We start from the raw sequence: 26,508 nt of genomic DNA on the forward strand, positions 1-26,508 counted from the left end.
CTCGTCAGCGGGAGGCGAATTCTACAGCGTTACTCGCTGCTGTCAACACCTCTTTTTCAACTTCCTTCGCGCTTCGATGACCTGAAGCAACCTGCCGCCGAAAACTTCATAACTCATTGTTTATCAAGGAGTTTTCCGTTTCGACTGCGCCGGAAGTGGGGCGAATTATAGGCTTCCAGAATCTGCCGTCAAGCACTGATTTGGTTTTTCTATCAGATTGGCAAAATCACTGCTTATATATAGACGCGCCTGGAACGATTGCGCAGTATATTGCCCAACACCAGGACCAACAGCCAAGCTCTCTACTTCGGACGATGCCACTCAAATGAATGATCAGCCTCGCAGCCTTGCCTCGACCTTGTTTTCGGTCGGCCTGCTATTAATAGCCATGGCATCGATCCAGTCCGGAGCCTCCTTGGCCAAAAGCATGTTCCCAGTCATTGGCGCACAGGGAACCACCACCCTGCGCCTGACCTTTGCCAGCGTGATCATGCTGCTGTTGCTTCGCCCTTGGCGGGCGAAGCTCACGGCAAAGTCCCTGCGCACTGTTATCGTCTACGGGATGGCACTGGGCGGCATGAACTTCCTCTTCTATATGTCGTTACGCACAGTCCCCCTGGGGATCGCCGTTGCGCTGGAGTTCACCGGGCCATTGGCCGTGGCCATCTACGCTTCACGCCGCGCGATCGACTTCTTATGGATTGCCCTGGCGGCTGTCGGCCTGCTGCTGTTGATACCCACGGGAGCAACGACGGCAAGCATTGATCTGATAGGTGCCGGTTATGCACTGGGTGCCGGCGTCTGCTGGGCGCTGTACATTCTTTTCGGTCAGAAGGCCGGCGCCGACAATGGCGTGCAGACAGCCGCGCTGGGCGTAATGATTGCCGCGCTGTTCGTGGCACCTATCGGCATCATTCATGCGGGCGCCGCACTGCTGACGCCATCACTGATCCCGATTGCCATTGGCGTTGCCATCCTCTCCACTGCACTTCCCTATACGCTTGAGATGCTCGCCCTCACCCGCATGCCTGCCAGAACATTCGGAACATTGATGAGCATTGAACCCGCCATTGGTGCGCTGTCAGGCTTGCTGTTCCTCAATGAGTACCTGTCCCTGTCACAGTGGATGGCCATTCTGTGCATCATTCTGGCCTCCGTCGGCGCCACCATGACGATGGGCAGTGCTGCCAAGCCTGCTGTTGTGGCGGATTGATACAGGATTTGACGTGACTCTGGCATTTACCGCTCAATTAGGCCATGTTTAGCCCCGCAACCCAGTGCCAGATATGGACTTTTCAGGATTGGGATATATGAACGCTTCATGCGAAAGCGAATACAGCCAAACCCGGGCACAAGACCCGGGATGCAACAAGGACAGCAATGAAACGAATTTTGATACTGATCGGCGTACTCGCAGTGGCGGGCTGTGCGGCGACATCCCAGACCCAGATCAAACACGGCAAGAAAGGACTGCACATCAACTGTTCAGGGTTATCGTCCTCCTGGGACAAGTGCTACACCAGCGCAGCGGACTCATGCGCACCCAAGGGCTACAAGGTCATCGCCAAGTCGGGTGATGTCGTGGAGGAACCAGGGGATTATCCGTTTGGCCTCAACCCTGCGGGGTACACCAGCCGCAGCATGATCGTGATCTGCAAATAGCCAAGTGCCGCCGTGTCAGCTTCTCGGACCTGCAATCTGGCGGCCGATCTCATCGTAACTGGACTTCAGCACCATGCGTTGCCTCTCCGGAGTCGCAAGCATCCGTGCCACCACCAATGCCCCGACGCATTGCGACAGAATGGCCCAGGCCAGGCTGTCACTCTCCAGTATCTGCGCCCAACTCTCCTGAAGCTGGCAAATCCAGTGTTCCGCCTGCTGCCGGACCATCACGTCGGACCGGGCAATCTCGGCCCCCAGCGCCGGTAACGCACAACCCGTTTCCGGATGGTCGACATGGGACATGCTCAAGTACTGCTTCAAGCAGCGCTCAAGCTTATCGCGATCCTTCTCTGCCCCCAGCCGCTCAAGGCTCTGGCGTAACTCTCGTTCGACAATCGAAGTGAACAGCTCGTCCTTCGACGAAAAATGGCTGTAGAACGCCCCCCCACTCAAACCGATCGCCTTCATCAAGCCGTCGACACCGACCGTGGAAAACCCGGACTTCTTGGCCGACACCGAACTGCTCTGCAGCAGCTTCTCTCTGGTTTCCAGCTTGTGATTGGCCGAGTAGCGCATTGCCTTCCCCTTGAATTGATCACCTTGACGCTGGTCGAATCGTAGCATAACGTTCGTTCAGTTAACGATCGTTTAGTAAAGGACTCCAGCCATGAATAACAAGAAGGTCGTACTGGTTGTCGGCGCAGGTGATGCCACGGGTGGCGCCATCGCCAAACGTTTTGCGAATGAAGGTTTCGTCGCCTGCGTCACCCGGCGCAGCGCGGACAAACTCCAGCCACTGGTCGACGCCATCAAGGGCAATGGGGGTGAGGCCCACGGTTTTGCCTGTGATGCTCGAAAGGAAGACGAGGTAATTGCCCTGGTCGAACAGATCGAAAACGAGATTGGCCCTATTGAAGCGTTCGTGTTCAACATTGGCGCCAATGTGCCCTGCAGCATCCTCGAAGAAACCGCTCGCAAGTATTTCAAGATCTGGGAAATGGCCTGTTTTTCAGGGTTTCTCAATGCCCGCGAGGTGGCCAGACGAATGGCCAGTCGGCAACGGGGCACGATCCTGTTCACCGGCGCCACCGCCGGCATGCGCGGTGCCGCGGGCTTCGCGGCATTCGCCGGTGCCAAACACGGGATTCGGGCACTGGCGCAGAGCATGGCCCGAGAACTTGGCCCGATGAACATCCATGTCGCGCACATCATTGTAGATGGCGCCATTGATACCGATTTCATCCGTGACAACTTCCCCGAGAAGTACGCGACCAAGGACCAGGACGGCATCCTCAACCCCGAGCACATTGCCGAGAACTATTGGTACCTGCACAGCCAGCCACGCGACGCCTGGACCTTCGAACTGGACCTTCGCCCCTGGAGCGAACGCTGGTAAGCCCTCCCGAATAACAATAAGCAGAGAGCATCAACCATGAGCAAAACCGTGGAGTTCTATTTTGACCTGGGCAGCCCGGCCACCTACCTGGCGTACACACAGTTGCCAAAGATCTGTGAGCGGACCGGCAGCCAGCTGACCTATATTCCGATCCTGCTCGGCGGCGTGTTCAAGGCAACCGGCAATGCCTCGCCAGCGACCGTCCCGTCCAAGGGGCGCTACATGTTTCAGGACCTCGACCGTTATGCCAGACGCTATGGCGTGCCACTGAAATTCAACCCGCATTTCCCGATCAACACCTTGATGCTCATGCGCGCCGTCACCGGCATGCAGTTGCGCCACCCCGAGCGCTTTGCCGCATTCATCGATTGCCTGTTCAAGGCGCTTTGGGTCGACGGTCGCAGCCTCGACGAACCGGCAACCGTTGCGGCGGTGCTGACCGAGAACGGCTTTGACCCCAACGAAGTGCTGGCCCTGACCGCCGATGAGCAAGTCAAGGCCGTGCTCAAGGACAACACTGAGAAAGCGGTGCAACGCGGTGCATTCGGCGCACCCAGCATGTTCGTCGATAATCAGCTGTTCTTCGGCCAGGATCGCCTGGATTTCGTTCTGGAAGCCCTGAGTTAAATGTCGATGACCAACCGCCCTTGCGCCGCTCCCGACTGGAGCAACTCATGGGCGGCCCCGGCAGTTTCCAGGTTGAACCGGCGCGGATCGAGAATCGGTACCACACTGCCTGCTTCGATCAGTCGCGCCGCCTCCTGAAGGATCTGCCCATGGTGCTCACGCCCCTTCCCTGTCAACAACGGTAACAAGGTGAACACGCCGGAATAGGTTGCTCCGCGAAAGGACAGCGGTGCCAGGCTGTGCTGCCCCCAACCGAGGCAACTCACCACATGACCGTAATAGACCCGCGCCGCCTTGAATGACGCATCCAGGGTTTCACCGCCGACCGTGTCGTAGACAATGTCAAAACCCTCCCCGCCCGTATGCTCAGCCACATAGGCCTCCACCGACGTTTTTCGGTAATCAATGAAGGTCGCGCCCAAGCCTTCAATAGTGGCTTGCTGTCCTGCCGACCCCGTGGCAAACACCTCGGCGCCAAACGCGCGGGCGATTTGCACCGCAACATGACCGACACCTCCCGCTCCACCGTGAATCAGCACTTTCTGGCCTGCATGGACCCGAGCGCGGTCGACCAACCCTTCCCATGCCGTAATCAGTACCAATGGCAATCCCGCCGCTTCGCGCATGCTCAAATTGCCCGGCTTGCGCGCCAGCAGACGCGCATCGACCACCGCGTACTCCGCCAGCGAACCCTGGGCACCGCCTATTCCTGTTGCCATGGCATACACTTCATCGCCGGGCAACCAATCACTGACGCCCTCGCCCAACGCTTCGATGGTTCCCGCCAGATCCATGCCCAGTACTGCGGGCAGTGGCTGGCGGGCATGGGCGGCCTGGCCCGAACGGATTTTCCCGTCCAACGGGTTGACCCCGCTGGCCGCGATCCGAACCAGTACCTGCCCTGCTCCAGGCACTGGCCGCTGAATCGAAACCAGACGCAGGGGTGCATCAGCTGAATCCACGATCAGCGCGCGCATGTGCAGTGAATCAATCATTTCGGCTACTCCTGTCAGAGGTGGTGTAGACCCATCTTCCCGCAACCCATCCATGCCGATAAGACGCCAAATGGCTATAGTGATCATGCCCATTTGGCATCAATGAGACATCCCGTGGACAAACTCAATGCAATGGCGATTTTCGTCCGGGTGGTCGAACGCGGCAGCTTTTCCGCCGTCGCCCGGGAGATGCAGACCAGCCAGCCGACCATTAGCAAAGTCCTGCGCGCACTGGAAACCGAGCTGGGTGGAAAGCTGATCGCACGCAGTACCCGCCAGTTATCCCTGACCGATGAAGGCCTGCGCTACTACAACGAATGCCGACAAATCCTCGCGGCCGTTGATGCGGCCGAGCACAGTTTCCAATCCGGCAGGGAGACGATCGCCGGTCATCTGCGCATCGGCTCCTCGGTCAGCTTCGGGCGCTTGCAGATTGCGCCGCGGCTACCGGCATTCCTTGCGCGATATCCAGACATTCAAATCGACTTGCAACTCAATGATCAGAACCAGGACCTGGTCAGAGAAGGCCTGGATGTGACGTTCAGGATCGGGCCATTGAATGACAGCGGCCTGATCGCTCGTCACATCGGCACCACCCACCGGGTTACCGTCGCAGCCCCGGCGTATCTGGCGCAACAGGGTCAGCCGCAAACCCCGCAGCAATTGAGCGAACACAACTGCCTGCTCTTCAACCTGCTGAACAGTCAGAACCTGTGGGCTTACGAGCGCGACGGACAACGTCATGAGGTGCGGATCAAGGGCAATGCCCAAAGCAACAACTCCGAGGCGATCCGCGAGATGGTGCTGGGAGGCTTGGGGATTGCGTTGTCGCCGGTATGGCTGTTCAGCGAGGATCTGAAAGCCGGGAGAGTGACCGCGATTCTGCAGAATTACACTGCGCAATCGCTGCCTATACATGCGGTATCCCCGGCGAATCGTCGCCAATCCGCCAGGGTCAAAGCCTTTGTCGACTACATGAGCCAGGCGCTGGAAGCAGCGCCCGAACTGCAGGCGGTCAAATAGCTGCGGTACGCGTGTTCAACCACTCCAAGGCCGCACCGTCGAGCAACGGGCTCAAGCGCTCACGGACTTCGGCGTGATAAGCATTGAACCACTGCTTTTCTTCTTCCGTCAGCAGCGACGGCTCCAGGCAACGGGTGTCGATCGGGCACAGGGTCAGGGTTTCGAATTTCAGGAACTCGCCGAATTCGCTGGTGCCTGCTTCGCGGTTCATCGCCAGGTTTTCGATCCGCACACCCCAGCGGCCCGGACGGTAAGTGCCCGGTTCGATTGAAGTGATCATGCCCGGTTGCATCGCGGTTTGCGGTGCTGGCGCGGCCTGATAGGCAATGACTTGCGGACCTTCGTGAACGTTGAGGAAGTAACCAACGCCGTGACCGGTACCATGACCGTAATCGACGCTTTCCGCCCAGATCGGCGCACGGGCAATTGAGTCCAGCAGCGGCGAGAGGATGCCTTTCGGAAATTGCGCACGGGACAAGGCAATCACGCCTTTGAGCACACGGGTGCAATCGCGCTTCTGCTCGGCCGTCGGCGTACCGACCGGCACCATCCGCGTGATGTCCGTGGTGCCTCCCAGGTACTGGCCGCCGGAATCGATCAGCAACAGACCGTCGCCTTCGATCACCGCGTGCTCTTCTTCGGTGGCGTGGTAATGCGGCATGGCGCCGTTGGCGTTGAACGCGGCGATGGTGTTGAAACTCAGCGACACATAACCCGGACGACGTTCACGGGCGGCGGTCAGTTTCTCGTCGATGGTCAGCTCGGTGATGCGCTCGCTGCCCGCGAGTGCCGAGTCCAGCCAGGTGAAGAATTCGCAGAGCGCCGCGCCATCCTGTTCCATGGCCTGACGGATGTGCTCGGCGTCAGCCAGGCTTTTTTGCGACTTGGCCAGGGTGGTCGGGTTCAAGCCTTCGATCAATTTGACGCCGCTGTCGAGGTTATCCAGCAGTCCCGCCGTGACCCGCGCCGGGTCGACCAGCAAGCTCGCTCCTTTCGGTACGGCGCGCAGCGCGTCGGCCACTTCGCTGTAATCGCGCAGGGTCACGCCATCCTGTTCAAGGACTGCACGCAGTTCGGCATCGACCTTGCTCAGTGCCACGAACAGGGTGGCCTGCTGCTGGCTGATCAAGGCGAAGGAAACAAACACCGGATTGAACGACACATCGCCGCCGCGCAGGTTGAACAGCCAGGCGATGTCATCGAGGGTGGCGATGAAGTGCCAGTCGGCGCCGCGCGCCTGCAGGGTTTCCCGCAATTTGGCGAGTTTTTCGCCACGGCTGACCGTCGCCTGGGGAGGCAAGTGCTGATAGATCGGTGCATTCGGCAGGCTCGGACGGTCGCTCCAGACTTCACTCAACAGATCGATATCAGTGCGCAGGCGAGCGTTGCGTTCTTCCAGCTTGCCGCTCAACGTGCGGGCCGAGGCCACGGCCATCACCGCACCATCGACCGCGACCACACCGCCTTCCGGGGTTTGTTCGGCCAGCCAGTCCAGCGGCCCCGGCTGACCCGGTTGCAGCTTGACCAGTTCGATGCCGCTGCCCTTGAGTTCCTTGGTCGCCTGCTCCCAGTAACGACTGTCGGCCCAGACGCCGGCAAAATCGGCGGTCACGATCAGGGTGCCGACCGAGCCATGGAAGCCGGACAACCACTGCCGCCCCTGCCAGTAGCCTGGCAGGTATTCGGACAGGTGCGGGTCGGCCGACGGCACCAGCAGGGCGTGAATGCCCTCGCGGCTCATCAGTTCGCGGGTTTGCGCCAGGCGCTGGGGCACCGATCCATTGATCGAAGACTGCGTACTCATCATGACTCCTGCTAACCACTCATCATTATTGTTTAGCGCCGATCGGTGTCGGCGCTTCGAGACACTACTGCCAGAAAGCCGGGGCGCTGGCGCAGGCCGTTTTAATCAGTTGTACCGCTTGATCGATATCCTGCTCGGTGGTGAAACGCCCCAGGCTCAAGCGAATGGTGCGACTCGCCGAGCGAGCGTCATGCCCCAGGGCCAGCAGCACATGGGACGGAGCATTACTCGCGGAACTGCAGGCCGAGGTCGCGGAAAACGCGATCGAGGCGAGCAACGCTGCCGAATTGAACTCGCCTTCACTGAAGGTCAGGCTCAGGGTATGGGGGATGCGCCGGGTCGGGCTGCCATTGAGGCGCACACCGGGAATGCTTAGCAATTGATCGAGCAAGCGTTCGCGCAGACCCACGATCAAGGCTTTTTCTTCATCGAACGCAGCCGCCGCCAGGGCGAATGCCGCGCCCATGGCGGCAATCTGGTGGGTGGCCAAGGTCCCGGAACGCAGGCCGCCCTCGTGACCGCCACCATGAATCTGCGCCTGCAAACGCTGGTGCGCACGGGGCCCGACATACAACGCACCAATGCCTTTGGGGCCGTAGAGTTTGTGTGCCGAGAACGACATCAGATCCACAGGCCATTGCGCCAGATCGATCTGCACTTTGCCTGCCCCCTGCGCCGCGTCGACATGAAACAACGCGTCGCGATCACGCACCACCTGGCCGATGGCCGGGATGTCGTTGACCGTGCCCAACTCGTTGTTGACCAGCATCAGCGACACCAGGAAGGTGTCCTCGCGCATGGCTTCGCTGACGGCTTGCGCAGTGATCAGGCCGTCGGCGTCCGGCACCAGATAGGTCACCGCCACGCCCGCATCCTGCAATTGTCTTGCGGTATCGAGGATGGCCTTGTGTTCGATCTGGCTGGTGATGATGTGGCCGCCGGCAACGCCGCGAGCCTGGGATACGCCCTTGAGGGCAAGGTTGTTGGATTCGGTCGCGCCGGAGGTCCAGACGATCTGTTCGGGCGTGGCGCCGACCAGTTCGGCCACCTGGCGCCGTGCCTGCTCGACGGTTTGCCGTGCCTGTTGACCGAATGCGTGAGAACTGGACGCCGGGTTGCCAAAATTGCCGCTGAAACCCAGGCACTCGACCATGACCTTGATGACCCGTTCATCCACCGGCGTGGTGGCGGCGTAGTCGAAATACAACGGACGTTTATTCATAAAAGACTCGCAGAGCGTGTTCCGGGATCAGGAAGCTCGTCACTGGAAACATCAAGACGCAGCCTTGTGAGCTACGCCCGGTTTTCAGAACGTTACCAATACCTGATCGGATGCCGTTAAAGAAGTACCACTTCATTAATAGTGCGTAGGAACGCTCCTGAACAGCGAGCTTAACAGGCATCGTGCGACCGGTTGAAGCAATGCGTCAGCGAAAGCTTTCGAGCAGCAGCGGATACAGCGAAGCCACCAGCAACGCGGCCATGCCCCAGTTGAACAGGCGCAACCAGCGACGGTCCTTCAGAACGTTGCGCAATAGAGTGCCGCAGGCGGCCCAGACACCAACGCTCGGTAGGTTGATCAGGGCGAAGACCGCTGCGATCACGATGACGTTGGTGAAGTAACCCTGCATCGGCGTGTAAGTGCTGATGGCACCAATGGCCATGATCCAGGCCTTGGGGTTGACCCACTGGAACGCGGCGGCCCCCAGGTAGCTGATGGGTTTCCCTTCAACCTGTTCGCTGTCCGAGACGGGTCCGGAGTGAGCGATTTTCCACGCCAGATACAGCAAATAAGCGGCGCCGACATAGCGCAGTACGGAGTAAAGCAAGGGATAAGTCTGGAACACCGCGCCCAGGCCAAAGCCCACCGCCACGACGAGCACGAAGAATCCGCAAGTGATGCCGAGCATGTGAGGGATGGTGCGGTTGAAGCCGAAGTTCACCCCGGATGCCAGCAACATCGTGTTGTTCGGGCCGGGGGTGATCGAAGTGACGAGGGCAAACAGGGCAAAGCCCAGCAGCAGATCGAGCGAGAGTGTCATGGGTGGCAGTCCATCAGGGTCGGTCAGGTAGTGACCCTATCGCACCCCCCATGGGAAACCCACAGACAGTTGGGTAAAACTTCCAGCAGTACAGTTTTCGCTTAGCTAGGACGACCGTGCAGCTGTACAGCACGTCCGACGTTCATCTCACCCTGTTTGTCGAAACCAAACGATTTTTGCGGCACACCGAGCAATTCGGCTTTTTTCGCCTGGTATTCGTCGAAGGACAGACCCCGGCGATTCAACGCTTCCAGCGCGAGTTCCCTGGTTTCTTCAGCCGTATAGGGCCTCAGTTCCGGGGAAGTCTGGCTGGCACATCCGGCGAGAACGGAGACGGTCAGCAGCAACAAACTGGCGATTAGCGGTTTCATGTTCAGGCGTCCTGGCATCTGGCTTCGGGGCAATGAACACAGGCTACGCCCGCCTTTGCACGGGTAAAAATCATCGCTCTCGATAGTCGCTATCGAGTTTTGTTGATGTTGCCAGCCTGTAGGTGCCTGTTGCTGGCGAAGGGGTCTCAAGCCCTGTGGTGTTCTGGCGGGCGTCATCGCTGGCAAGCCAGTTTCTCCAGGGGGGCTTTATATTTCTTAATGATCTATAAATATCAATCAACGATCTTTTACGGAATAACAAATAGCCTTTATAACAACTGCATCCGCTGACGCACTGTTGCTCACGCAACTGTTCGCCAGGCAACAGTCAATCAACAAACAGCCCTTAAAAATCAACAGCGCGGTCTGATCAACTCGCTGCAAGCCGCGTAAAACGTGGCTTCGAGGGATTGGTACAGCTCTTGCTCAATGGAGAAAAGCCCAGTGATCACTCACTGCTCCCACAGCAACTGTTTAAAAAGGAACTGATCATGTCGCGTCCATTGAAAGTCGTTGCCGTCTCCGGCGGCACCTGGCGTCCCTCCCGCACCCTGGTGCTGACCCAAGCGCTATTGGCGCAGCTGGCCGAGCAACTGCCGATCGAGAGCAAGTTGATCGAACTGGGGGACATCGCCCGGCCCCTGGGCGCGGCGCTGTCCCGTCAGGAACTGAGTGCGGACGTCGAAGCCGAACTGCAAGCGATTGAAAACGCCGATCTGCTGGTTGTCGCCGCGCCGGTTTATCGCGGTTCCTACCCTGGCCTGCTCAAGCATCTGTTCGACCTGATCGATCTGAATGCACTGATCAACACCCCGGTACTGCTGGCCGCCACCGGTGGCAGCGAACGTCATGCGCTGGTGCTCGATCATCAGCTGCGCCCCCTGTTCAGCTTCTTCCAGGCGTTGACCTTGCCGATTGGCGTGTATGCCACCGAAGCCGATTTCTCCAATTACCAGATCACCAGTGAACCGCTCAGGGCCCGCATTCAACTGGCTGCAGAGCGCGCGGCGCCATTGTTCGGCGTACACCCCAACAATCGGCTGAAAATCGCTTGAGGATTTCTTCATGGATGTTTTCTGGTTTCTGCCGACCCACGGCGACGGCCATTACCTGGGCACCACTCAGGGCGCACGCCCGGTCACCCTCAACTACCTGAAACAAGTGGCCCAGGCCGCAGACAGCCTTGGCTACCACGGCGTATTGATTCCCACCGGGCGTTCCTGCGAAGACTCCTGGGTGATCGCCTCGGCACTGGTGCCGCTGACCGAGCGCTTGCGTTATCTGGTGGCGATCCGTCCTGGCATCATCTCGCCCACGGTGTCGGCACGCATGGCGGCGACCCTGGATCGTCTGTCCGGTGGCCGCTTGTTGATCAACGTCGTGACCGGCGGCGATCCCGACGAAAACCGTGGCGACGGCAGCTTCCTCGATCACAGCGAACGCTACGAAGTCACCGACGAATTCCTGAAAATCTGGCGCCGTGTATTGCAAGGCGAATCGGTCGACTTCGAAGGCAAGCACCTGCGGGTACAGAATGCCAAAGCGCTGTATCCCCCCGTGCAGAAACCTTATCCGCCACTGTACTTCGGCGGTTCGTCCGATGCCGCCCACGACCTGGCCGCCGAGCAGGTCGATGTCTACCTGACCTGGGGCGAACCACTGGCCGCCGTGGCGCAGAAACTCGCCGATGTCCGTGAACGCGCCGCCCGTCACGGGCGCACGGTGAAGTTCGGGATTCGCTTGCATGTGATTGTTCGCGAAAGCGCAGAAGACGCGTGGAAAGCCGCTGACAAACTGATCGAGCACATCAGCGACGAGACCATTGCCGCCGCGCAGAAGTCATTCTCGCGTTTCGACTCCGAAGGACAGCGACGCATGGCTGCACTGCACGACGGGCGTCGCGACAACCTGGAGATCTCACCCAATCTGTGGGCCGGTGTCGGCCTGGTGCGTGGCGGCGCCGGGACGGCGCTGGTGGGTGACCCGCAGCAGGTCGCCGCGCGCATCAAGGAGTACGCGGACCTGGGGATCGAGAGTTTCATCTTCTCCGGCTACCCGCATCTTGAAGAGGCGTATCGCTTTGCCGAACTGGTTTTCCCGCTGCTGCCCGAGCCCTATGCCAGTCTCGCCGGGCGTGGCGTCACCAACCTGACCGGGCCGTTCGGCGAAATGATCGCCAACGATGTGCTGCCGACCAAAACCACGGCCTGACCCACGCACTACCTGTAGGAGCGAGCCTGCTCGCGATGGTCGCCAACGATGACGCTGTCATTCAGACATCCCGCGTAATCGTTGTTCTCCATCGCGAGCAGGCTCGCTCCTACAAGGGATTTGCGTCGAATTCAAAGAGGAACCCCCGCGTGACTGCCAAGCCGCACAGCGCCCTGATCTCCCCGTTGCAGACCGCCCGCCAATTGGCCGCCGAGTTTGCCCTGACCGCCGTCGAGCGCGACGAACGCGGCGGTACGCCCAAGGCCGAGCGTGATGCGCTGCGCCACAGCGGGCTGCTCGCGTTAAGCATTCCCACCCGGTTCGGCGGCCTCGGCGCCAGCTGGAGTGAAACCCTGAACATCGTGCGTGAGTTCGCCAAGGTCGACAGTTCGATTGCCCATGTGTTCGGCTTCCATCACCTGATGCTCGCCACCGTGCGCCTGTTCGCCCGCCCCGAACAATGGCAGCCGTGGTTTGAACAAACCGCGCGCAAGAACTGGTTCTGGGGCAATGCCCTCAACCCGTTGGACACCCGCACCGTGGTGAAAAAACTCGCTGGCTGGCGTGAGTTTTCCGGCAAGAAAAGTTTCTGCTCCGGCGCCAGCGATTCGGAGATGCTGATCGCCTCGGCGGTGGATGAGAGCGCCGGCGGCAAGCTGTTGATCGCCGCCATCCCCAGCGGTCGCAGCGGCATCACCTTGCACAATGACTGGAACAACATGGGCCAGCGCCAGACCGACAGCGGCAGTGCCACCTTCGAACGGGTGCGAGTCGAAGAATCGGAGCTGCTGCTCGATCCGGGGCCGTTGAGCACGCCGTTTGCCTGCTTGCGCCCACTGATCGCCCAACTGACGTTCACCCACATGTTCCTCGGCATCGCCGAAGGCGCCTTCGAAGAAGCGCGCCAGTACACGTTGACCGAAACCCGGCCGTGGCACAAATCCAGTGCCCGGGAGGTGAACCAGGACCCTTATGTACTCAGCCACTACGGCGAATTCTGGGTGGCCCTCGAAGGGGTGCGGCTGTTGGTGGAGCGCGCGGCTGACTTGCTCGACAAGGCCTGGGCCAAAGGCCCGAACCTCAGTGCCGAGGAACGCGGACACCTGGCCACCGCCATCGCCACGGCCAAGGTCGCCGCCACGCGCAATGGCCTGGAAGTGTGCAGTCGCCTGTTCGAAGTCACCGGCGCGCGCTCGACCCACGCCTCGCTGCGACTGGACCGCCACTGGCGCAACCTGCGCACGCAAACCCTGCACGACCCAGTGGATTACAAACTCCATGAACTGGGTGACTGGGCACTGAACCAGGCCCTGCCGATTCCCACTTTCTATTCATAGCTTGCCCAACAAGGAGCGTGCCCCATGCAACTGCTGACCTTACCGCCCTCGCCCGCTCTGGCCACGTCGATCCGCGCCACGGCCCAGGTGTTCGAAGACCCCAAGTCCCAGGCCTTGCTCGCCCACCTGCAACAAGTCGCCCCCAGTGAAGCCAGTGTGCTGATCATCGGCGAAACCGGCACCGGCAAGGAGCTGGTGGCGCGCCATATCCACAACCTCAGCGCCCGGCGTAACCGGCCATTTGTAGCCGTGAACTGCGGCGCGTTCTCCGAATCCCTGGTCGAGGCCGAGCTGTTTGGCCATGAAAAAGGCGCTTTCACCGGCGCCCTCAGTGCCAAGGCCGGCTGGTTCGAGGAGGCCGATGGCGGCACCCTGTTCCTCGATGAAATCGGCGACTTGCCGATGGCCATTCAGGTCAAGTTATTGCGGGTGTTGCAGGAACGCGAAGTGGTGCGCCTGGGTTCACGCAAGAGCATCCCCATCGATGTGCGGGTGCTGGCAGCGACCAACGTGCAACTGGAGAAAGCCATCAACGCCGGGCATTTCCGCGAGGACCTGTACTACCGTCTCGACGTGGTCAGCCTGGAGCTGAGCCCGCTGCGCGACCGTCCCGGCGACATCCTGCCCCTGACCCGTCACTTCATCGACGCCTACAGTCAGCGCCTTGGCTACGGCAGCATCACCATCAGCAAGGAAGCCGAACTGAAACTGCGCAGCTACAGTTGGCCGGGCAACATCCGTGAGCTGGAAAACGTCATTCACCACACCCTGCTGATTTGCCGTAACGGCATCATCGAACGCGATGACCTGCGCCTGTCCAACATGCGCATCGAACGCCAGGACGATCACCACGCTCAGGTCGACGATACTGCCGAAGCCCTGCTCGACCGGGCTTTTCAAAAGCTGTTCGAGGAACAGGCCGGCGCCCTGCACGAAAAAGTCGAGGACGCCTTGCTGCGGGCGGCCTATCGCTTCAGCCACTACAACCAGGTGCACACCGCCGCGCTGCTGGGCCTGAGCCGCAACGTGACCCGCACGCGCCTGATCAAGATCGGCGAACTGGCGGTGAACAAGCGGCGACCGACGGAAAACGTACAGGGCGAGCGCTTGATGCAATTGTCCATCTAGCCGGCGCTTGGGCCGAGTGCTGCGAATTACACTTGCTGATGTACTCGGGGCGCGGCTATTGGCATCCGCGACAGATCTGAAATTGCGGCGCGGCTATCGCGGGCAAGCCACGCTCCCACAGGGTTTGGGTCGTTTGCACATTTCGTGAACGATCCAGAACCTGTGGGGGCGGGGCTTGCCCGCGATGGCGTCCTCAAGATCAACCGAAGCTTAGAACCCCGGCGCAATCTGCCCCTTGTAGCGCGTCAAAATGAACTGCCGAACTTCATCGGAGTTCAACGCCTTGGCCAGCTTCTGCAGGCCCGGGTCGTTGATGTTGTCCGGCCGCGCCACCAGGAATTCAACGTACAGGCTCTTGCCCTTCTCAACGATCAACGCACTGTTGGTGTCGATCCCCGCTTCCAGCGCGTAGTTGGCGAATACGAACGCCAGGTCCACCTGACTCACCGAACGCGCCAGCAGTGCACCTTCCAGCTCACGGATTTTCAGGTGCTTGGGGTTTTCGGCGATGTCCCGTTGCGTCGCCAGGGTGTTGCTCGGGTCCTTGAGCTTGATCAGCCCTGCTTCATGCAGCAGCACCAGGGCGCGACCGGTGTTCACCGGATCGTTGGGGATCGCCACGGTAGCGCCGTCCTTGAGCTCGGAAATGTTTTTGATCTTGGTCGAATAAGCCCCGAACGGCTCAATGTGCACACCGACCACCGGCACCAGGTCGGTGTGGCGGGTCTTGTTGTAGTCATCGAGAAACGGCCGGTACTGGTAGTAGTTGGCGTCAAGGTTCTTCAGCGCAAGTTGCTGGTTGGGCTGGATAAAATCGGTGAAGACCTTGATATCCAGGTCCACGCCTTCCTTGGCCAGGGTGGGTTTGACGAATTCGAGGATCTCCGCGTGCGGCACCGGCGTGGCACCGACGGTGAGTTTTTCGTTGGCGTGTACGCTCAGCGAAATCAAGGCAGCCAGAACGGCCAGGGTCTTTTTCATGTTGTGCTCCTAGGCAGATTGAGTGGCCGTCGTGGGGCGGACGTGGGGCCGATTTTTTGGTTTTGAACTGAATGTCTTATCGATGGCTGTAGCGCGCCACCAGTCGGTCGCCGCTCATTTGCAGGGCCTGGACCAGGATCAACAACAGCACCACGGTGACCACCATCACGTCGGTCTGGAAACGCTGGTAGCCATAGCGGATCGCCAGGTCACCCAGGCCACCACCGCCGATCACCCCGGCCATCGCCGTGTAATCCACCAGCACGATGGCCGTCACCGTCACCGCCGCCAGCAGCCCTCCCCGCGCCTCGGGGAGCAAGGTGAAGCGGATGATTTGCCAGGTGTTGGCGCCCATGGCCTGGGTCGCCTCCACCACCCCGCGATCGACTTCACGCAACGCGGTTTCCACCAGCCGCGCAAAGAACGGCGTGCACCCGACCACCAGCGGCGGAATGGTCCCCGGTACACCCAACGAGGTGCCGACCAGCAAGGTGGTCAGGGGAATCAGCACGATCAGCAAAATGATGAACGGCAGCGAACGCAGCATGTTGACGATCACCGACAACACCCGGTAAACGCCAACGGCTTCATGCAACTGGCGTTTGCCAGTGAGGAACAGCAGCACCCCCAGCGGCAGCCCCAACAACACGGTGAAACCGAGGGCCGCGCCGAGCATGCTCAGGGTGTCGAGGCAGGCCTGGCCAATGTCGGCCCAATAGATGTTCTTGAACAATTCAGCCATGGTCAGGACCAGTCATGACGTGGTGGTTTCACGCCGTTGAGCAGCCAGTTGCCGACCACGTGGTATTTCCAGCGCACCGGATCGTGCAAGGTATGCACCCGCGCATTGCGCCAGTGACGGTCGAAGTTGTGTTTCTTCAGGGTTGAACGAGTGCCGCCCAGTTCAAACAGCTTATTGCTCGCTTCAATGGCGATTTCGGTGGTCAGCACCTTGGCCCTGGCCACGGCCAGGGATGCGTTGGCAACGCTGCCTTCATCCGGTGTCTGGCGCGCTGCATCCAGCGTCCGCCCAGCCCGTTCCAGCAAGGCTTCGGCCGCCTCCAGGCGAATGTCCAGGCCTCCGACCTGAATGATGGTCAATGGATCTTCGCTGGCCCTTTCCACACCCGCATCGATCCATGGCCGGGCGAATTGCCGGACAAAGGCTATGGTGTCGCGCAAGGCGGCGCGGGCAATGCCGGCGTCGATGGCAGCGGTCGTCAATTGGGCGAACGGACCGGCCAGGGTCGGGCTGTCATAGGAGCGCCAGGTCGGGAACAGATTGAACGCCGAAACGTGCAGATCTTCGGCCACCACCGTGCCGCTGGAAGTGGTGCGCTGGCCGATGCTGTCCCAGTCGTCGACGATCACCAGCCCTTTGGTGCCGCGCGGGACGAACGCCAACTGGCCTTTCTGCTCTTCATCCAGCGCCAGCACCGCCAGCCAGTGTGCATACAACGACCCCGTGCAATACCCCTTGCGCCCGTTGATCACATGGCCGTCGCCGTAACGGCGGATGGTCGCCTGAATGTCCTGCACATGCTTGCCGCCGGTTTCCGACAAGGCGTTGGCGAACCGATGCCCCTGCAGTGCCAGCTCGAAGAAATGCGCCTGCTGCTCCGGCGTGCCTTGCAGCCGGATGTCTTCCAGCAGGCAGTAGTGGTTTTGCGGGATCTGCCCCAGGGACGGATCGGCCGCCGAGATGATCGCGATGACCTGCGCCAGCACCGCGTAGGACACCTGTGCTCCGCCAAATTCCCTGGGCACCGTAATGCCCCAGAGGCCGCTGTTGGAAAACAGATCGACGATATCGGCGGGCACCTGGCGAGTACGGTCACGTTCGGCATCTTGCTCCAACAGAACCGCGGCGACGCGCTCGGCCACGCGCAGGGCCTCGGCTTCGCTGGCGATCCGGTGGGCCGCCGGCGGGTTGATCGGATAAACGGCAGATTCAGACATACAAGACTCTCGATACCAGTGTTTACCGAAGGTCATTGCAGCTTCTGTGCCTGACTGCGAGAGCCCGTATTTACGGGTGCTTCAACGGGTTTTGGCGGGTTCGACAATGCCGTAGCCAAGGCAATCTGTTGCTTCACTGTTGATTGCCGGACAGTGGCGCTGATGCCGAACGAGGTGATTTTTTTTGTGAACTTGGCGAGTGCTGAAGATCAAAAACCAGACAGCGGCTGTTTCGGCAGGACCTACACTGGGAAGTCCTGCTGAAAAGCGGCGAGCTAGATGTTCCATCTACAACAAATTCAGGGAGAACGATCATGAGCGTCAAACCCATTCCAGAGGGCTACCACAGCATCACCCCGTACCTGGGGATCAAAAAAGCAGCCGAAGCCATCGAGTTTTACAAGAAGGCCTTCGGCGCGATCGAAGTCATGCGCCTGTCCATGCCCGACGGCGGTATCGGTCACGCCGAACTGCGCATCGGCGACTGCCCGATCATGCTCGGTACACCGTGCGATCAAGGCCCGTTGAGTAACCCGGACCAGTCGCAGTCCGTGGGGCTGCATCTGTACGTCACCGATGTGGACAAGTCCTATGACCAGGCCATCGCAGCCGGCGGTACGGTGGTGTCGCAGGTCAAGGATCAGTTTTATGGCGACCGTTCAGGAACGTTGAAAGACCCCTACGGCCATCTGTGGTTCCTGGCCACGCGCAAGGAAAATCTGACTCAGGAACAGATCGAGCAGCGGGCGAAGGAGATGTTTCAGCAGGGTTAGTCATTTCATGTGTGGCGAGGGGGCAAGCCCGCTCCCACAGGGGCTCGCTGTGTTTGTCAGACCGGTTGCAACGGCATCGTCAGCTCAACCCGCAGCCCGTCCGCTCGACTGTCGAAACGCAGGGTGCAGCCGCAACGCTGGACGATGGCCTGGACAATCGCCAGGCCAAGACCGCAGCCGGTGCTGTGGCCGTTGCGCCAGAAGCGCTGGGTCAAGTGCTGCAGATCGTCTTCAGCGATGCCCGGCCCGTGATCACGCACCACGAACTGCACGCGATTGCCGGTGGTTTGCAGACTCAACTCCACCGGACCTCCATCGGGGGTATGGCGCAGGGCGTTATCCAGAAGGTTGCGCAACGCCGCGATCGACAACACGGCAGGCATTTGCACCGGGGCATGGGAAAACCTGGCCGGCACTTCGAAGCGAATTCGCTCGCGATCTCCGCCGGCCGCGTCCTGAATCGCCAGTTTCGCCACTTGCTCGGCGCTGCATTGCACGCCGTCATCGAACGACAGACTGCCTTCGACTCGCGCCAGCAACAGCAATTGCTCCAGGGTCCGGTGCAGGCGATCGGCGCCCTCTTCGGCCCGGGCCAGGGACTGATCCCGCGCGGCGCCGTCGGTCATGCGCGCCACCTGCAGGTGGGTCTTGATCGCGGTCAAGGGGCTGCGCAACTCGTGGGCCGCATCGCCGGTCAGGCGGCGCTCGCGCTCGATGGTCTTGCCGATCCGCTGGAACAACTGATTCTGTGTATCCAGCAAGGGTTGCAGTTCGCTCGGCAACGGCTGGACCTGCAAGGGTTCCAGCGAATCGGCGCTGCGCCGCATCAGCGCATCGCGCATGCGATTGAGCGGCGCGAGCCCCTGGCCGATGCCCAGCCACAACAGGCACAGGCATCCGAGCAGCGCCACGCCCACCGGCACGGAAGCGGCCAGCAGGATCGACATGTTCAACGCCTCGCGCTCGATCTGCCGGTCGGCGGTGGTGATCCGCAGATCGCCACGGGCCAGGGTGAAACTGCGCCACGGCGCGCCATCGATTATCTGATCGTGGAAGCCCATTTTCTCCGCTTCCAGGGGCTGCCCCGGATCACTGTGGCTACGGGCAAGAATTTCCCCGCGCAAGGAACTGACCTGACAGGCCATGCCGCCGGGGATATTCAGCTGTTCGGCACTGAAATGGGTGCCCTCGCCCTTGCTCGGCACGGGCGGCAATTGCTCCATCAAGCCGGCCACCATGCGCGCCGAGGCCACCAGCCGCTGGTCGAGGGAAAACATCATTTGATTGCGCAGATCGCTGAGCATCCAGGCCGCAGCCAGCGCCCAGATCAGCGCAAATGCGGCGCCGAGCGTCAGGCTCAGGCGCAAACGCAAACTCATCACTTCTGTCGTTCTCCGCCATCAGCCGGCCCCAGGCGATAGCCCAGGCCACGCACGGTCTCGACGATGCCATTGCCGAGCTTGCGCCGCAGGTGATGGATATGGACGTTGAGGGCGTTGCTTTCCAGTTCGTCATTGAACCCGTAGACGCTGTCCTTGAGCTGCTCGGTCGACAATACGCGGCCGCGGTTGTGCAAAAGAGCCTGCAACAGCGACTGTTCGCGACGCGACAGGTCCACCGGCTGACCGGCGAGCAGGGTTTCGCGGGTGCTCGGGTCGTAGGTCAGCGCACCGTGTTCGATCAGGTTGACGCTGCGCCCCGCCACCCGGCGCAACAGGGTGTGCAGGCGTGCGGCCAGTTCGCGCAGGTCGAAAGGTTTGAGCAGGTAGTCGTCGGCACCGGCCTGCAGGCCGTCGACGCGGTCGGTGACCGAGTCCCGGGCCGTGAGGATTAACACCGGCAATTCCAGACCGTTGTGACGCAGTTGCTGCAACAACTTCAGGCCGTCCTCGTCGGGCAAGCCGAGATCAAGCACCATCACGTCGAATTCGGCGACCTTGAGCATAGCCCGGGCGGCGGACGCCGTGGCCACATGCTCCACGGTCAAACCCTGGGCGGTCAGGCCGGCGACGATGCCGCTGGCGATCAACTCATCGTCTTCGCAAACCAGTACGTGCATGGAAAGCCTCGCAGAAATAAAGCGGATTAGGCCGCAGACCGATTAAGCGGACATTATGCCGCAAGCACCGCCGCCACAAGGCTGCCGGGGTTAATCATCGGTTAATCGCCACCGCCCATTGTGCAATGCACTTGCACAGAACCAAGGCTTATTCATGCGTCGACTGTTTTTATTTTTTGTTCTCTTGATCTCGGGTCTGGCCCAGGCGGGAACCAATCCGTTTGAGACCAAACCCGACTTTCTTCCGGTCGGCAAAGCTTTCACGTTCACCTCCGAACGCCTGGAGTCCGGTGAAACCCAGCTGTTCTGGCAAATTGCCGATGGCTACTACCTGTACCAAAAGCGCCTGAAATTTGATGGCTTGCCGACTGAACAGCATCCAGCACTGCCTGAAGGCGAAGCTCACAGCGACGAGTTTTTCGGTGAACAGCAGGTCTATCGCCAGGGCCTGGAACTGAAAATCCCTGCCGGTGCCAGCGGCCAGATCAAGGTGGGTTTCCAGGGCTGTGCCGATGCCGGTCTGTGTTATCCGCCGCAAACGCAAGTTGTCGACCTGGGTGGCAAAGCTGCCAGCGTCGTGACAGACGAAGCCGCGGATCAAGCCTTGGCCAACGGCCTGCAGCAGCGGGCACTCGGCTTAAGTCTTCTGGTGTTTTTCGGTCTGGGCCTGCTGCTGGCCTTTACCCCTTGTTCACTGCCGATGCTGCCGATCCTGGCCGGGCTGATCGTCGGCAGCGGCGCTTCGCCCAAGCGCGGTTTTGCCCTGGCCAGCAGTTATGTCGTGAGTATGGCGCTGGTCTATGCCGCAATGGGCGTGCTGGCAGCGCTGCTCGGTGCGAACCTGCAGGCGTTGTTACAGAACCCGTGGCTGCTCGGCAGCTTCGCCGCGATTTTCGTCCTGCTGGCGTTGCCGATGTTCGGTTTCTTTGAACTGCAACTGCCGGTGGCCGTGCGCGACCGCCTGGAGAACGTCTCGCGCAATCAGCGTGGCGGCAGTCTGGTTGGCGCCGGTGTGCTGGGCGCCTTGTCCGGGCTGCTGGTCGGTCCGTGCATGACCGCGCCGCTGGCCGGCGCCCTGCTCTACATCGCACAAAGCGGTAACGCGTTGCACGGCGGCTTGATCCTGTTTGCCATGGGTATCGGCATCGGTGTGCCACTGTTGTTGCTGGTGACCGTCGGTAATCGCTTCCTGCCCAAACCTGGCGCCTGGATGAACCTGCTCAAGGGCATCTTCGGCTTCCTGTTCCTCGCCACCGCGTTGCTGATGCTGCGCCCGGTGCTGGATGAATCGCTGTGGGTCGGCTTGTGCGGGGCGTTGTTGTTGATCGCCGCGTACAGTGCCTGGAAGCAGTCGGAAGGTTTTGGCCGTGTCGCTCATCTGTTCGGCGCCAGTTCGCTGCTGCTCGGGTTGTGGGGCAGTCTGCTGATGATCGGTGCGGCGGGTGGCGCGGATGACCTGTTCAAGCCATTGCAGGTCTACAACACTGCCAATGCCCGCGGGGCCAGCAGTCCGGTCGGCCACGACGTCTTCACCACCATCAAGGACCCCGCCACGCTGCAACGGGAACTCGACGCGGCGCAGGCTCAGGGCCAGTGGGTGCTGCTGGATTACTATGCGGACTGGTGCGTGTCGTGCAAGGTCATGGAGAAACAGGTGTTCGGCAAAGCGGATGTGCTCGAAGCCCTCAGCGACGTGCGCTTGCTCCGCCTGGACGTCACCGCCGACAATGCCGCCAGCCGCGAATTGCTCGGCCGCTATAAAGTGCCTGGGCCGCCGAGCCTGCTCTGGATCGGTGCCGATGGCAACGAACGTCGCAGCCAGCGCATCACTGGCGAGGTCGATGCCACCACTTTCCTGCAACGCTGGACCACCACCCGAGACGCCCGTTAATGCTGACATTCACCCTCGGCACCTTTGCCATCGCGCTCAACCACCTGCTGCTGATCAGTGCATTGGCGCTGGCGACATTCATCGGCTGGCGGGTGGCCAAGCGCGGAGGCGAGAACCCCGAGTCGGCGCTGTTCAGTCTGTTCCTGGTCGGCATGCTCGCGTCGCGAATCGGTTTCGTCGCCGTTTACTGGATGCATTATCGCAATGACCCCTGGCAGATCATCGACCTGCGCGACGGCGGTTTCCTCGCTTGGCCGGGAGTGATCGCGCTGGTGCTTGCCACGCTGTACCGCGCCTGGCGTCGGCCCGGCCTGCGCCGTCCGTTAGGCTTCGGCGTGGCAAGTGGCCTGGCCTTCTGGTTGCTGGCGACCTTCTCCTTGAGTCTCTACGAACAAGGCACGCGCCTGCCGGAGATCACCCTGCGCAACGCCGCCGGGGAAACCGTGCAACTGGCCGACTACAAGGGCGGCCCGCTGGTCATCAATCTCTGGGCCACCTGGTGCCCGCCGTGTCGCCGGGAAATGCCGGTGCTCGAAAGCGCCCAGCAACAGCGCCCGGACCTGACCTTCCTGTTCGTCAATCAGGCCGAAAGCATGCAAAGCGTCAGCACCTTTCTGGAAACCCAGGGCCTGAGCCTGTCCAACGTACTGTTCGACGGCAGCGGCCGCCTGGGCCAGGCCGTTGGCTCCATGGCGTTGCCGACTACGCTGTTCTATAGCCCGGATGGTCGCCTGCTGGGCAGCCATCTGGGCGAGTTGTCGCAAGCCAGCCTGGCTCGCGCACTGGAAAACTTCGATAACGCTCCTGCCACTTCTTCAAGGAAACTGCCATGCCCCGCCTCCGCCACCTGCTGACCCTGAGCCTGGGTGCCGCCCTGCTGCACCTGCCATCGGTGCAGGCCGAAGAGCTGCCCGAGGCGATCAAGAAGATCGAAGCCAAGGGCGCCAAAATCGTCGGCCAGTTCGACGCCCCCGACGGCCTGCGCGGTTATGCGGCGCAATACCAGAACCGCGGTATGGCGCTGTACCTGACGCCGGATGGCAAGCATGTGTTGCTGGGCAATCTGTACGACGCCGAGGGCAATGACCTGAGCAGCGCGCCGTTGCAGAAACTGGTCTACGGGCCAATGTCCAAGGAAGTCTGGGCCAAGTTCGAGGCCAGCAGCTGGATCGGCGACGGCGACAAGAATGCCCCGCGCATCGTCTACCTGTTCAGCGATCCGAACTGCCCTTACTGCAACATGTTCTGGGAACAGGCGCGGCCATGGGTCAAGGCTGGCAAGGTGCAACTGCGCCACATCATGGTCGGTATCATTCGTGAAGACAGTCCGGGCAAGTCCGCTGCCCTGCTCGCCGCCAAGGATCCGCAAAAAGCCCTGGCGGACCACGAAGCCGCCGGCAAGGGCAGTTCGCTCAAGGCGTTGAAGGATGTGCCGCCGGCGATTCAGGCCAAACTGGCGGCGAACATGCAGTTGATGGAAGACCTGGAGCTGCAAGCCACCCCGGCGATCTTCTATATGGATGACAAGGGTGAACTGCAACAGCAGCAAGGGGCGCCGTCGCCGGACACACTGGCGAAGATTCTCGGGCCCAAGTGACCTCACCGCCCCATCGCGAGCAGGTAACCGTATTTTCCTGCTCGCGATGGGGCCATTGCAGCCTACTGGTGTCTCTCGGCCAAAAACCCGAGCAACGTCTCGGTGACAAACGCCGGATTTTCCAGATTTGAAATATGCCCCGCCTCCGGCACCAACACATGGGGGCAACCGATCATCTCGGCCATTTCCCGCGCTTCGCTGGGTGGGCGTGGCTTGTCCTGATCGCCACAGATCACCAGCGTCGTCGCTGCGTCCAATTCGCCCAGGCGCGGCAACAGATCCTCGCGGCCAAAGGTAATCCGCCCCATCGGTACGATGCTTTCGCGCAGGCGTTCAGGCGGCAGCGCGGCGAGACTGGCGCCAAAGTCCTGGTACATCGCCGATTGCGGATCGATGCCCGGACGGAAAAAGATCGGCACCACGATGTCGAGCAGTTGCGGCGAAATCACGCCGGTTTCTTCAATCATTTTCAGCAGTGAAAAATAGTACTGGCGGGTGGGTTCCGGCTCGACGCCCAAAAAAGTGTCCATCAGCACCAGACCGTTCAAGCGTTTCGGCACCGACAACGCCAGCCGCGCGCCCCACATGCCCCCCACCGAAAGGCCCACCAGGGTGACGCGTTCTATTTCCAGATGATCGAGCAACGCCAGTGCCTGACGGGCGATATCGTCCAGCGAGCCGGTGCCATCCGGAATCCGCCCGGATTCACCATGGCCCCACAGATCCAGCGCAATCACCCGATACTGTTGCGACAACGCGGCAATCTGCGGCGCCCACATGCTCTTGTCCCACAGGTAACTGCCGGCCAACAGCACCGCCGGGCCAGTGCCTTGATCGATAAAGTGAAGGGGTTGTCCGTCGATGGTTACGAAGGGCATTGACTGTCTCCGCTGGAAATTGGAGCCGGAAGGCTGAGCTGCCGAGGACTGGCAGTCAATCGCGAGAATGCACTCGTTTGTACAGTGCATGATCTGCCGCTATTGCTGGCAAGCCAGTTCACAGGGTGATCTCCTGTGAACCCAATGTTTGTGAACACTAAGGATCGATGTGGGAGATACGCCGTATCGGGGCGGGAAATCCAAGTGAGGTCAGTCAATTCGCCAGCTGTGGTGTCGGGACCGGCAAGACCGCAATTTTGTACGGATCGAAAATCTTCAGCATCTGGCCGTTATCCCGCAGCCCTTGTAGCAACCTGCCGAATGCTTCGCCGCTGATGGGCGCGGTCGGTCGCAGGATCGCGTAATGGTGATAGACCTGATCGATGCGCTCGGACACCAGAAACTGATCGGCCACCTTGTCGTTGCGCAAAAAATAGTCGCTGAGATAAGAACGCGTGACCAGGGCAATGTCGGCACGCCCGCGCAGCACCATCAGCAAGTTGCTGTCATGGGAATAGGTCAGGGTGGCGTTGTAGTTCTGCGCGAGGTATTTGGGATCGGCATTGAAGCCGGCAAATTCGTAGTGATAGCCGCTGAACAGCGCCAGACGCTTGCCCGTCAGATCGGCGAAGTAGTTTTGCTGGCGCGCTGGCTGACCTTCGCGCTGGCGTTGGGCGACAAAAATCTCGGCGTCTTCCAGGCCCATGTCGACGCTGGTGTGGGGAATGTCCCTCCAGCCCCAGTCGGGGTTTTCGAAGATCGCCATATCGACCCGGCCCTGCTTGAAATCACCAAAACGCCGGGGGATGGAGGTGGGCACCAGGACGAACTGATAGTCGTTTTGCAGGGCGTTGAGTGCCTCGACCAATTGCGGCAGCAAACCGGTATCGGCTCCGGACTCGGGGCGCACGGTGTAGGGCGGAAAGTGCGCGGCACCAATGCGCACCAGTTGTGCAGCCTGGGTCGGCAGCACCCATGACGCCAGAAGTGCCGTGAGCAAAAGCCGCGAAGCCGTCCGAATTGGCGAAGACATCAAAACAACCCACTCCCCAAAAATACCGAACCAATGCATTCAAGCTAGGCGGTTTCGCTCAGTTAGCCAGTTTCCTGCCGACCAGCACAATCTAATTATTTTTCCTCCAGCACCAGAGTCAGCGCCTCGTCGGCCAATTGATCAAGGCTCATGCTGCCATCGGCGCGAAACCAGGTGGTGGTCCAGGACAGCGCCCCGGTGAGAAAGCGTCGCGTGACAAACACATCACCGCGAATGAGACCGGCACTCTTGGCTTCGCCCAGTACCTGCAACCAGATATCTTCGTAAATATCGCGCAACGCCAGGACCCTCGCCTGGCCGTCCTCGGACAGCGAGCGCCATTCGTAGACCAGCACCGCCATGGCCTCGCCGCTGCCACCCATGATCGACTGCAATTCACAACGGATCAGCGCCAGCACCCGCTCGCGCACGTTGCCGGCATCGGCAATGGCCGCACGCATCAACGCGGTGTTGTAGACAATGGTCTCCTCCATCACGGCCCGCAGGATCTCGTCCTTGCTTTTGAAATGATGAAAAATGCTCCCCGACTGAATGCCCACGGCACCGGCCAGATCGCGCACGGTGGTGCGTTCGTAGCCTTTGTTGCGAAACAGGTGAGCCGCCACTTGCAGGAGCTTGCCGCGGGCACTGTCCGGATCGGTCAATTGGCCGTTTTCGACCAGTTCGCGCATGACCCTCAGGGCTTTTTGCTCGTCCACCCGTTTTCTCCTACAGTCGAGA

27 protein-coding genes are annotated in these 26,508 nt (G+C 60.7%); 13 read left to right on the forward strand and 14 right to left on the reverse strand.

Annotated elements, in window-relative coordinates:
* The first annotated feature begins 325 nt into the window (after positions 1–325).
* Together rhtA and ACVWYU_RS14145 are read left to right on the forward strand one after the other, a co-directional pair.
* Positions 326–1,213: a threonine/homoserine exporter RhtA gene (rhtA, locus tag ACVWYU_RS14140; protein ID WP_390959703.1), complete on the forward strand. Its 888-nt coding sequence runs from the start codon at positions 326–328 to the stop codon at positions 1,211–1,213.
* 167 nt (positions 1,214–1,380) lie between these two features.
* On the forward strand, positions 1,381–1,662 hold the full coding sequence (locus ACVWYU_RS14145; RefSeq protein ID WP_390959701.1) for a hypothetical protein: 282 nt from the start codon (positions 1,381–1,383) through the stop codon (positions 1,660–1,662).
* 15 nt (positions 1,663–1,677) lie between these two features.
* Here ACVWYU_RS14145 and ACVWYU_RS14150 read toward each other — a convergent pair whose 3' ends face one another.
* Positions 1,678–2,238, reverse strand: a complete 561-nt coding sequence (locus ACVWYU_RS14150; protein WP_390959699.1) for a TetR/AcrR family transcriptional regulator — start codon at positions 2,236–2,238, stop codon at positions 1,678–1,680.
* A 91-nt stretch (positions 2,239–2,329) separates the two neighbouring features.
* Here ACVWYU_RS14150 and ACVWYU_RS14155 point away from each other — a divergent pair, with 91 nt between their 5' ends.
* Positions 2,330–3,058 (forward strand): SDR family oxidoreductase, encoded by a 729-nt coding sequence (locus ACVWYU_RS14155; RefSeq protein WP_390959697.1) that lies wholly within the window; start codon positions 2,330–2,332, stop codon positions 3,056–3,058.
* Between the two features lie 36 nt (positions 3,059–3,094).
* Positions 3,095–3,685 carry a 2-hydroxychromene-2-carboxylate isomerase gene (locus ACVWYU_RS14160; protein WP_457372930.1) on the forward strand — a complete coding sequence of 197 codons (591 nt, stop codon included), beginning with the start codon at positions 3,095–3,097 and terminating at the stop codon, positions 3,683–3,685.
* Here the strand turns inward: ACVWYU_RS14160 and ACVWYU_RS14165 are convergent.
* Positions 3,682–4,680, reverse strand: a complete 999-nt coding sequence (locus ACVWYU_RS14165) for a zinc-dependent alcohol dehydrogenase family protein (RefSeq protein ID WP_248916269.1) — start codon at positions 4,678–4,680, stop codon at positions 3,682–3,684. The two genes, ACVWYU_RS14160 and ACVWYU_RS14165, sit on opposite strands and share 4 nt — an antisense overlap.
* 102 nt (positions 4,681–4,782) lie before the next feature.
* Here ACVWYU_RS14165 and ACVWYU_RS14170 point away from each other — a divergent pair, with 102 nt between their 5' ends.
* Complete coding sequence (locus tag ACVWYU_RS14170; protein WP_457372931.1) at positions 4,783–5,703, forward strand: LysR family transcriptional regulator; 921 nt, start codon at positions 4,783–4,785, stop codon at positions 5,701–5,703.
* On the opposite strand, the gene ACVWYU_RS14175 is transcribed toward ACVWYU_RS14170, so the two are convergent.
* From ACVWYU_RS14175 to ACVWYU_RS14190, 4 genes are all read right to left on the reverse strand, one after another.
* The gene (locus ACVWYU_RS14175; RefSeq protein WP_457372932.1) at positions 5,696–7,507 is read right to left on the reverse strand and encodes an aminopeptidase P family protein; all 1,812 of its coding nucleotides are present in this window, start codon (positions 7,505–7,507) and stop codon (positions 5,696–5,698) included. The genes ACVWYU_RS14170 and ACVWYU_RS14175 overlap by 8 nt on opposite strands.
* 64 nt (positions 7,508–7,571) lie before the next feature.
* Positions 7,572–8,729, reverse strand: a complete 1,158-nt coding sequence (locus tag ACVWYU_RS14180) for a cysteine desulfurase family protein (RefSeq protein WP_457372933.1) — start codon at positions 8,727–8,729, stop codon at positions 7,572–7,574.
* 205 nt (positions 8,730–8,934) lie between these two features.
* Positions 8,935–9,549 carry a LysE family translocator gene (locus ACVWYU_RS14185; protein ID WP_090318272.1) on the reverse strand — a complete coding sequence of 205 codons (615 nt, stop codon included), beginning with the start codon at positions 9,547–9,549 and terminating at the stop codon, positions 8,935–8,937.
* Between the two features lie 101 nt (positions 9,550–9,650).
* Positions 9,651–9,920 (reverse strand): hypothetical protein, encoded by a 270-nt coding sequence (locus ACVWYU_RS14190; protein WP_090318269.1) that lies wholly within the window; start codon positions 9,918–9,920, stop codon positions 9,651–9,653.
* Positions 9,921–10,411: 491 nt separating this feature from the next.
* Between ACVWYU_RS14190 and msuE the strand changes: the two genes are divergently transcribed.
* The 4 genes from msuE (at position 10,412) to ACVWYU_RS14210 (ending at position 14,596) form a co-directional block, all read left to right on the forward strand.
* Positions 10,412–10,975, forward strand: coding sequence for an FMN reductase (gene msuE / locus ACVWYU_RS14195; RefSeq protein WP_090318266.1), 564 nt, complete (start codon positions 10,412–10,414; stop codon positions 10,973–10,975).
* Between the two features lie 10 nt (positions 10,976–10,985).
* Positions 10,986–12,131, forward strand: a complete 1,146-nt coding sequence (gene ssuD / locus ACVWYU_RS14200; protein WP_457372934.1) for an FMNH2-dependent alkanesulfonate monooxygenase — start codon at positions 10,986–10,988, stop codon at positions 12,129–12,131.
* A 149-nt stretch (positions 12,132–12,280) separates the two neighbouring features.
* Positions 12,281–13,468 carry an acyl-CoA dehydrogenase family protein gene (locus ACVWYU_RS14205; protein WP_457372935.1) on the forward strand — a complete coding sequence of 396 codons (1,188 nt, stop codon included), beginning with the start codon at positions 12,281–12,283 and terminating at the stop codon, positions 13,466–13,468.
* Positions 13,469–13,492: 24 nt separating this feature from the next.
* Positions 13,493–14,596, forward strand: coding sequence for a sigma-54 interaction domain-containing protein (locus tag ACVWYU_RS14210; protein WP_457372936.1), 1,104 nt, complete (start codon positions 13,493–13,495; stop codon positions 14,594–14,596).
* Positions 14,597–14,806: 210 nt separating this feature from the next.
* On the opposite strand, the gene ACVWYU_RS14215 is transcribed toward ACVWYU_RS14210, so the two are convergent.
* The 3 genes from ACVWYU_RS14215 to ACVWYU_RS14225 form a co-directional block, all read right to left on the reverse strand.
* Positions 14,807–15,577: a MetQ/NlpA family ABC transporter substrate-binding protein gene (locus ACVWYU_RS14215; protein WP_390959678.1), complete on the reverse strand. Its 771-nt coding sequence runs from the start codon at positions 15,575–15,577 to the stop codon at positions 14,807–14,809.
* Between the two features lie 76 nt (positions 15,578–15,653).
* Positions 15,654–16,319: a methionine ABC transporter permease gene (locus tag ACVWYU_RS14220; protein WP_047527298.1), complete on the reverse strand. Its 666-nt coding sequence runs from the start codon at positions 16,317–16,319 to the stop codon at positions 15,654–15,656.
* 2 nt (positions 16,320–16,321) lie between these two features.
* Complete coding sequence (locus tag ACVWYU_RS14225; protein WP_457372937.1) at positions 16,322–17,536, reverse strand: SfnB family sulfur acquisition oxidoreductase; 1,215 nt, start codon at positions 17,534–17,536, stop codon at positions 16,322–16,324.
* Between the two features lie 314 nt (positions 17,537–17,850).
* Here ACVWYU_RS14225 and ACVWYU_RS14230 point away from each other — a divergent pair, with 314 nt between their 5' ends.
* Positions 17,851–18,309 (forward strand): VOC family protein, encoded by a 459-nt coding sequence (locus ACVWYU_RS14230; protein WP_457372938.1) that lies wholly within the window; start codon positions 17,851–17,853, stop codon positions 18,307–18,309.
* Between the two features lie 56 nt (positions 18,310–18,365).
* Here the strand turns inward: ACVWYU_RS14230 and ACVWYU_RS14235 are convergent, their stop codons facing one another.
* Together ACVWYU_RS14235 and ACVWYU_RS14240 are read right to left on the reverse strand one after the other, a co-directional pair.
* Positions 18,366–19,691, reverse strand: coding sequence for an ATP-binding protein (locus ACVWYU_RS14235; RefSeq protein ID WP_090318243.1), 1,326 nt, complete (start codon positions 19,689–19,691; stop codon positions 18,366–18,368).
* Positions 19,688–20,368 (reverse strand): response regulator, encoded by a 681-nt coding sequence (locus tag ACVWYU_RS14240; protein ID WP_090318240.1) that lies wholly within the window; start codon positions 20,366–20,368, stop codon positions 19,688–19,690. The genes ACVWYU_RS14235 and ACVWYU_RS14240 overlap by 4 nt, the downstream gene beginning before the upstream one ends.
* Positions 20,369–20,522: 154 nt before the next feature.
* Between ACVWYU_RS14240 and dsbD the strand changes: the two genes are divergently transcribed.
* From dsbD to dsbG, 3 genes are read left to right on the forward strand one after another with little or no spacing between them, the layout of a single operon-like run.
* Positions 20,523–22,259: a protein-disulfide reductase DsbD gene (gene dsbD / locus ACVWYU_RS14245; RefSeq protein ID WP_457372939.1), complete on the forward strand. Its 1,737-nt coding sequence runs from the start codon at positions 20,523–20,525 to the stop codon at positions 22,257–22,259.
* Positions 22,259–23,113, forward strand: coding sequence for a prolipoprotein diacylglyceryl transferase family protein (locus ACVWYU_RS14250; RefSeq protein WP_457372940.1), 855 nt, complete (start codon positions 22,259–22,261; stop codon positions 23,111–23,113). Before dsbD ends, ACVWYU_RS14250 begins: the two co-directional genes overlap by 1 nt.
* Positions 23,089–23,856 (forward strand): thiol:disulfide interchange protein DsbG, encoded by a 768-nt coding sequence (gene dsbG, locus ACVWYU_RS14255; protein ID WP_457372941.1) that lies wholly within the window; start codon positions 23,089–23,091, stop codon positions 23,854–23,856. Before ACVWYU_RS14250 ends, dsbG begins: the two co-directional genes overlap by 25 nt.
* 62 nt (positions 23,857–23,918) lie before the next feature.
* Here the strand turns inward: dsbG and ACVWYU_RS14260 are convergent, their stop codons facing one another.
* The 3 genes from ACVWYU_RS14260 to ACVWYU_RS14270 form a co-directional block, all read right to left on the reverse strand.
* Positions 23,919–24,734: an alpha/beta fold hydrolase gene (locus ACVWYU_RS14260; protein WP_457372942.1), complete on the reverse strand. Its 816-nt coding sequence runs from the start codon at positions 24,732–24,734 to the stop codon at positions 23,919–23,921.
* Between the two features lie 214 nt (positions 24,735–24,948).
* Positions 24,949–25,767 (reverse strand): substrate-binding periplasmic protein, encoded by an 819-nt coding sequence (locus tag ACVWYU_RS14265; protein ID WP_457372943.1) that lies wholly within the window; start codon positions 25,765–25,767, stop codon positions 24,949–24,951.
* A 95-nt stretch (positions 25,768–25,862) separates the two neighbouring features.
* Complete coding sequence (locus ACVWYU_RS14270) at positions 25,863–26,486, reverse strand: TetR/AcrR family transcriptional regulator (protein WP_090318225.1); 624 nt, start codon at positions 26,484–26,486, stop codon at positions 25,863–25,865.
* Positions 26,487–26,508 lie beyond the last annotated feature (22 nt).

The sequence above is a fragment of the Pseudomonas sp. TE12234 genome (genome assembly GCF_054061835.1).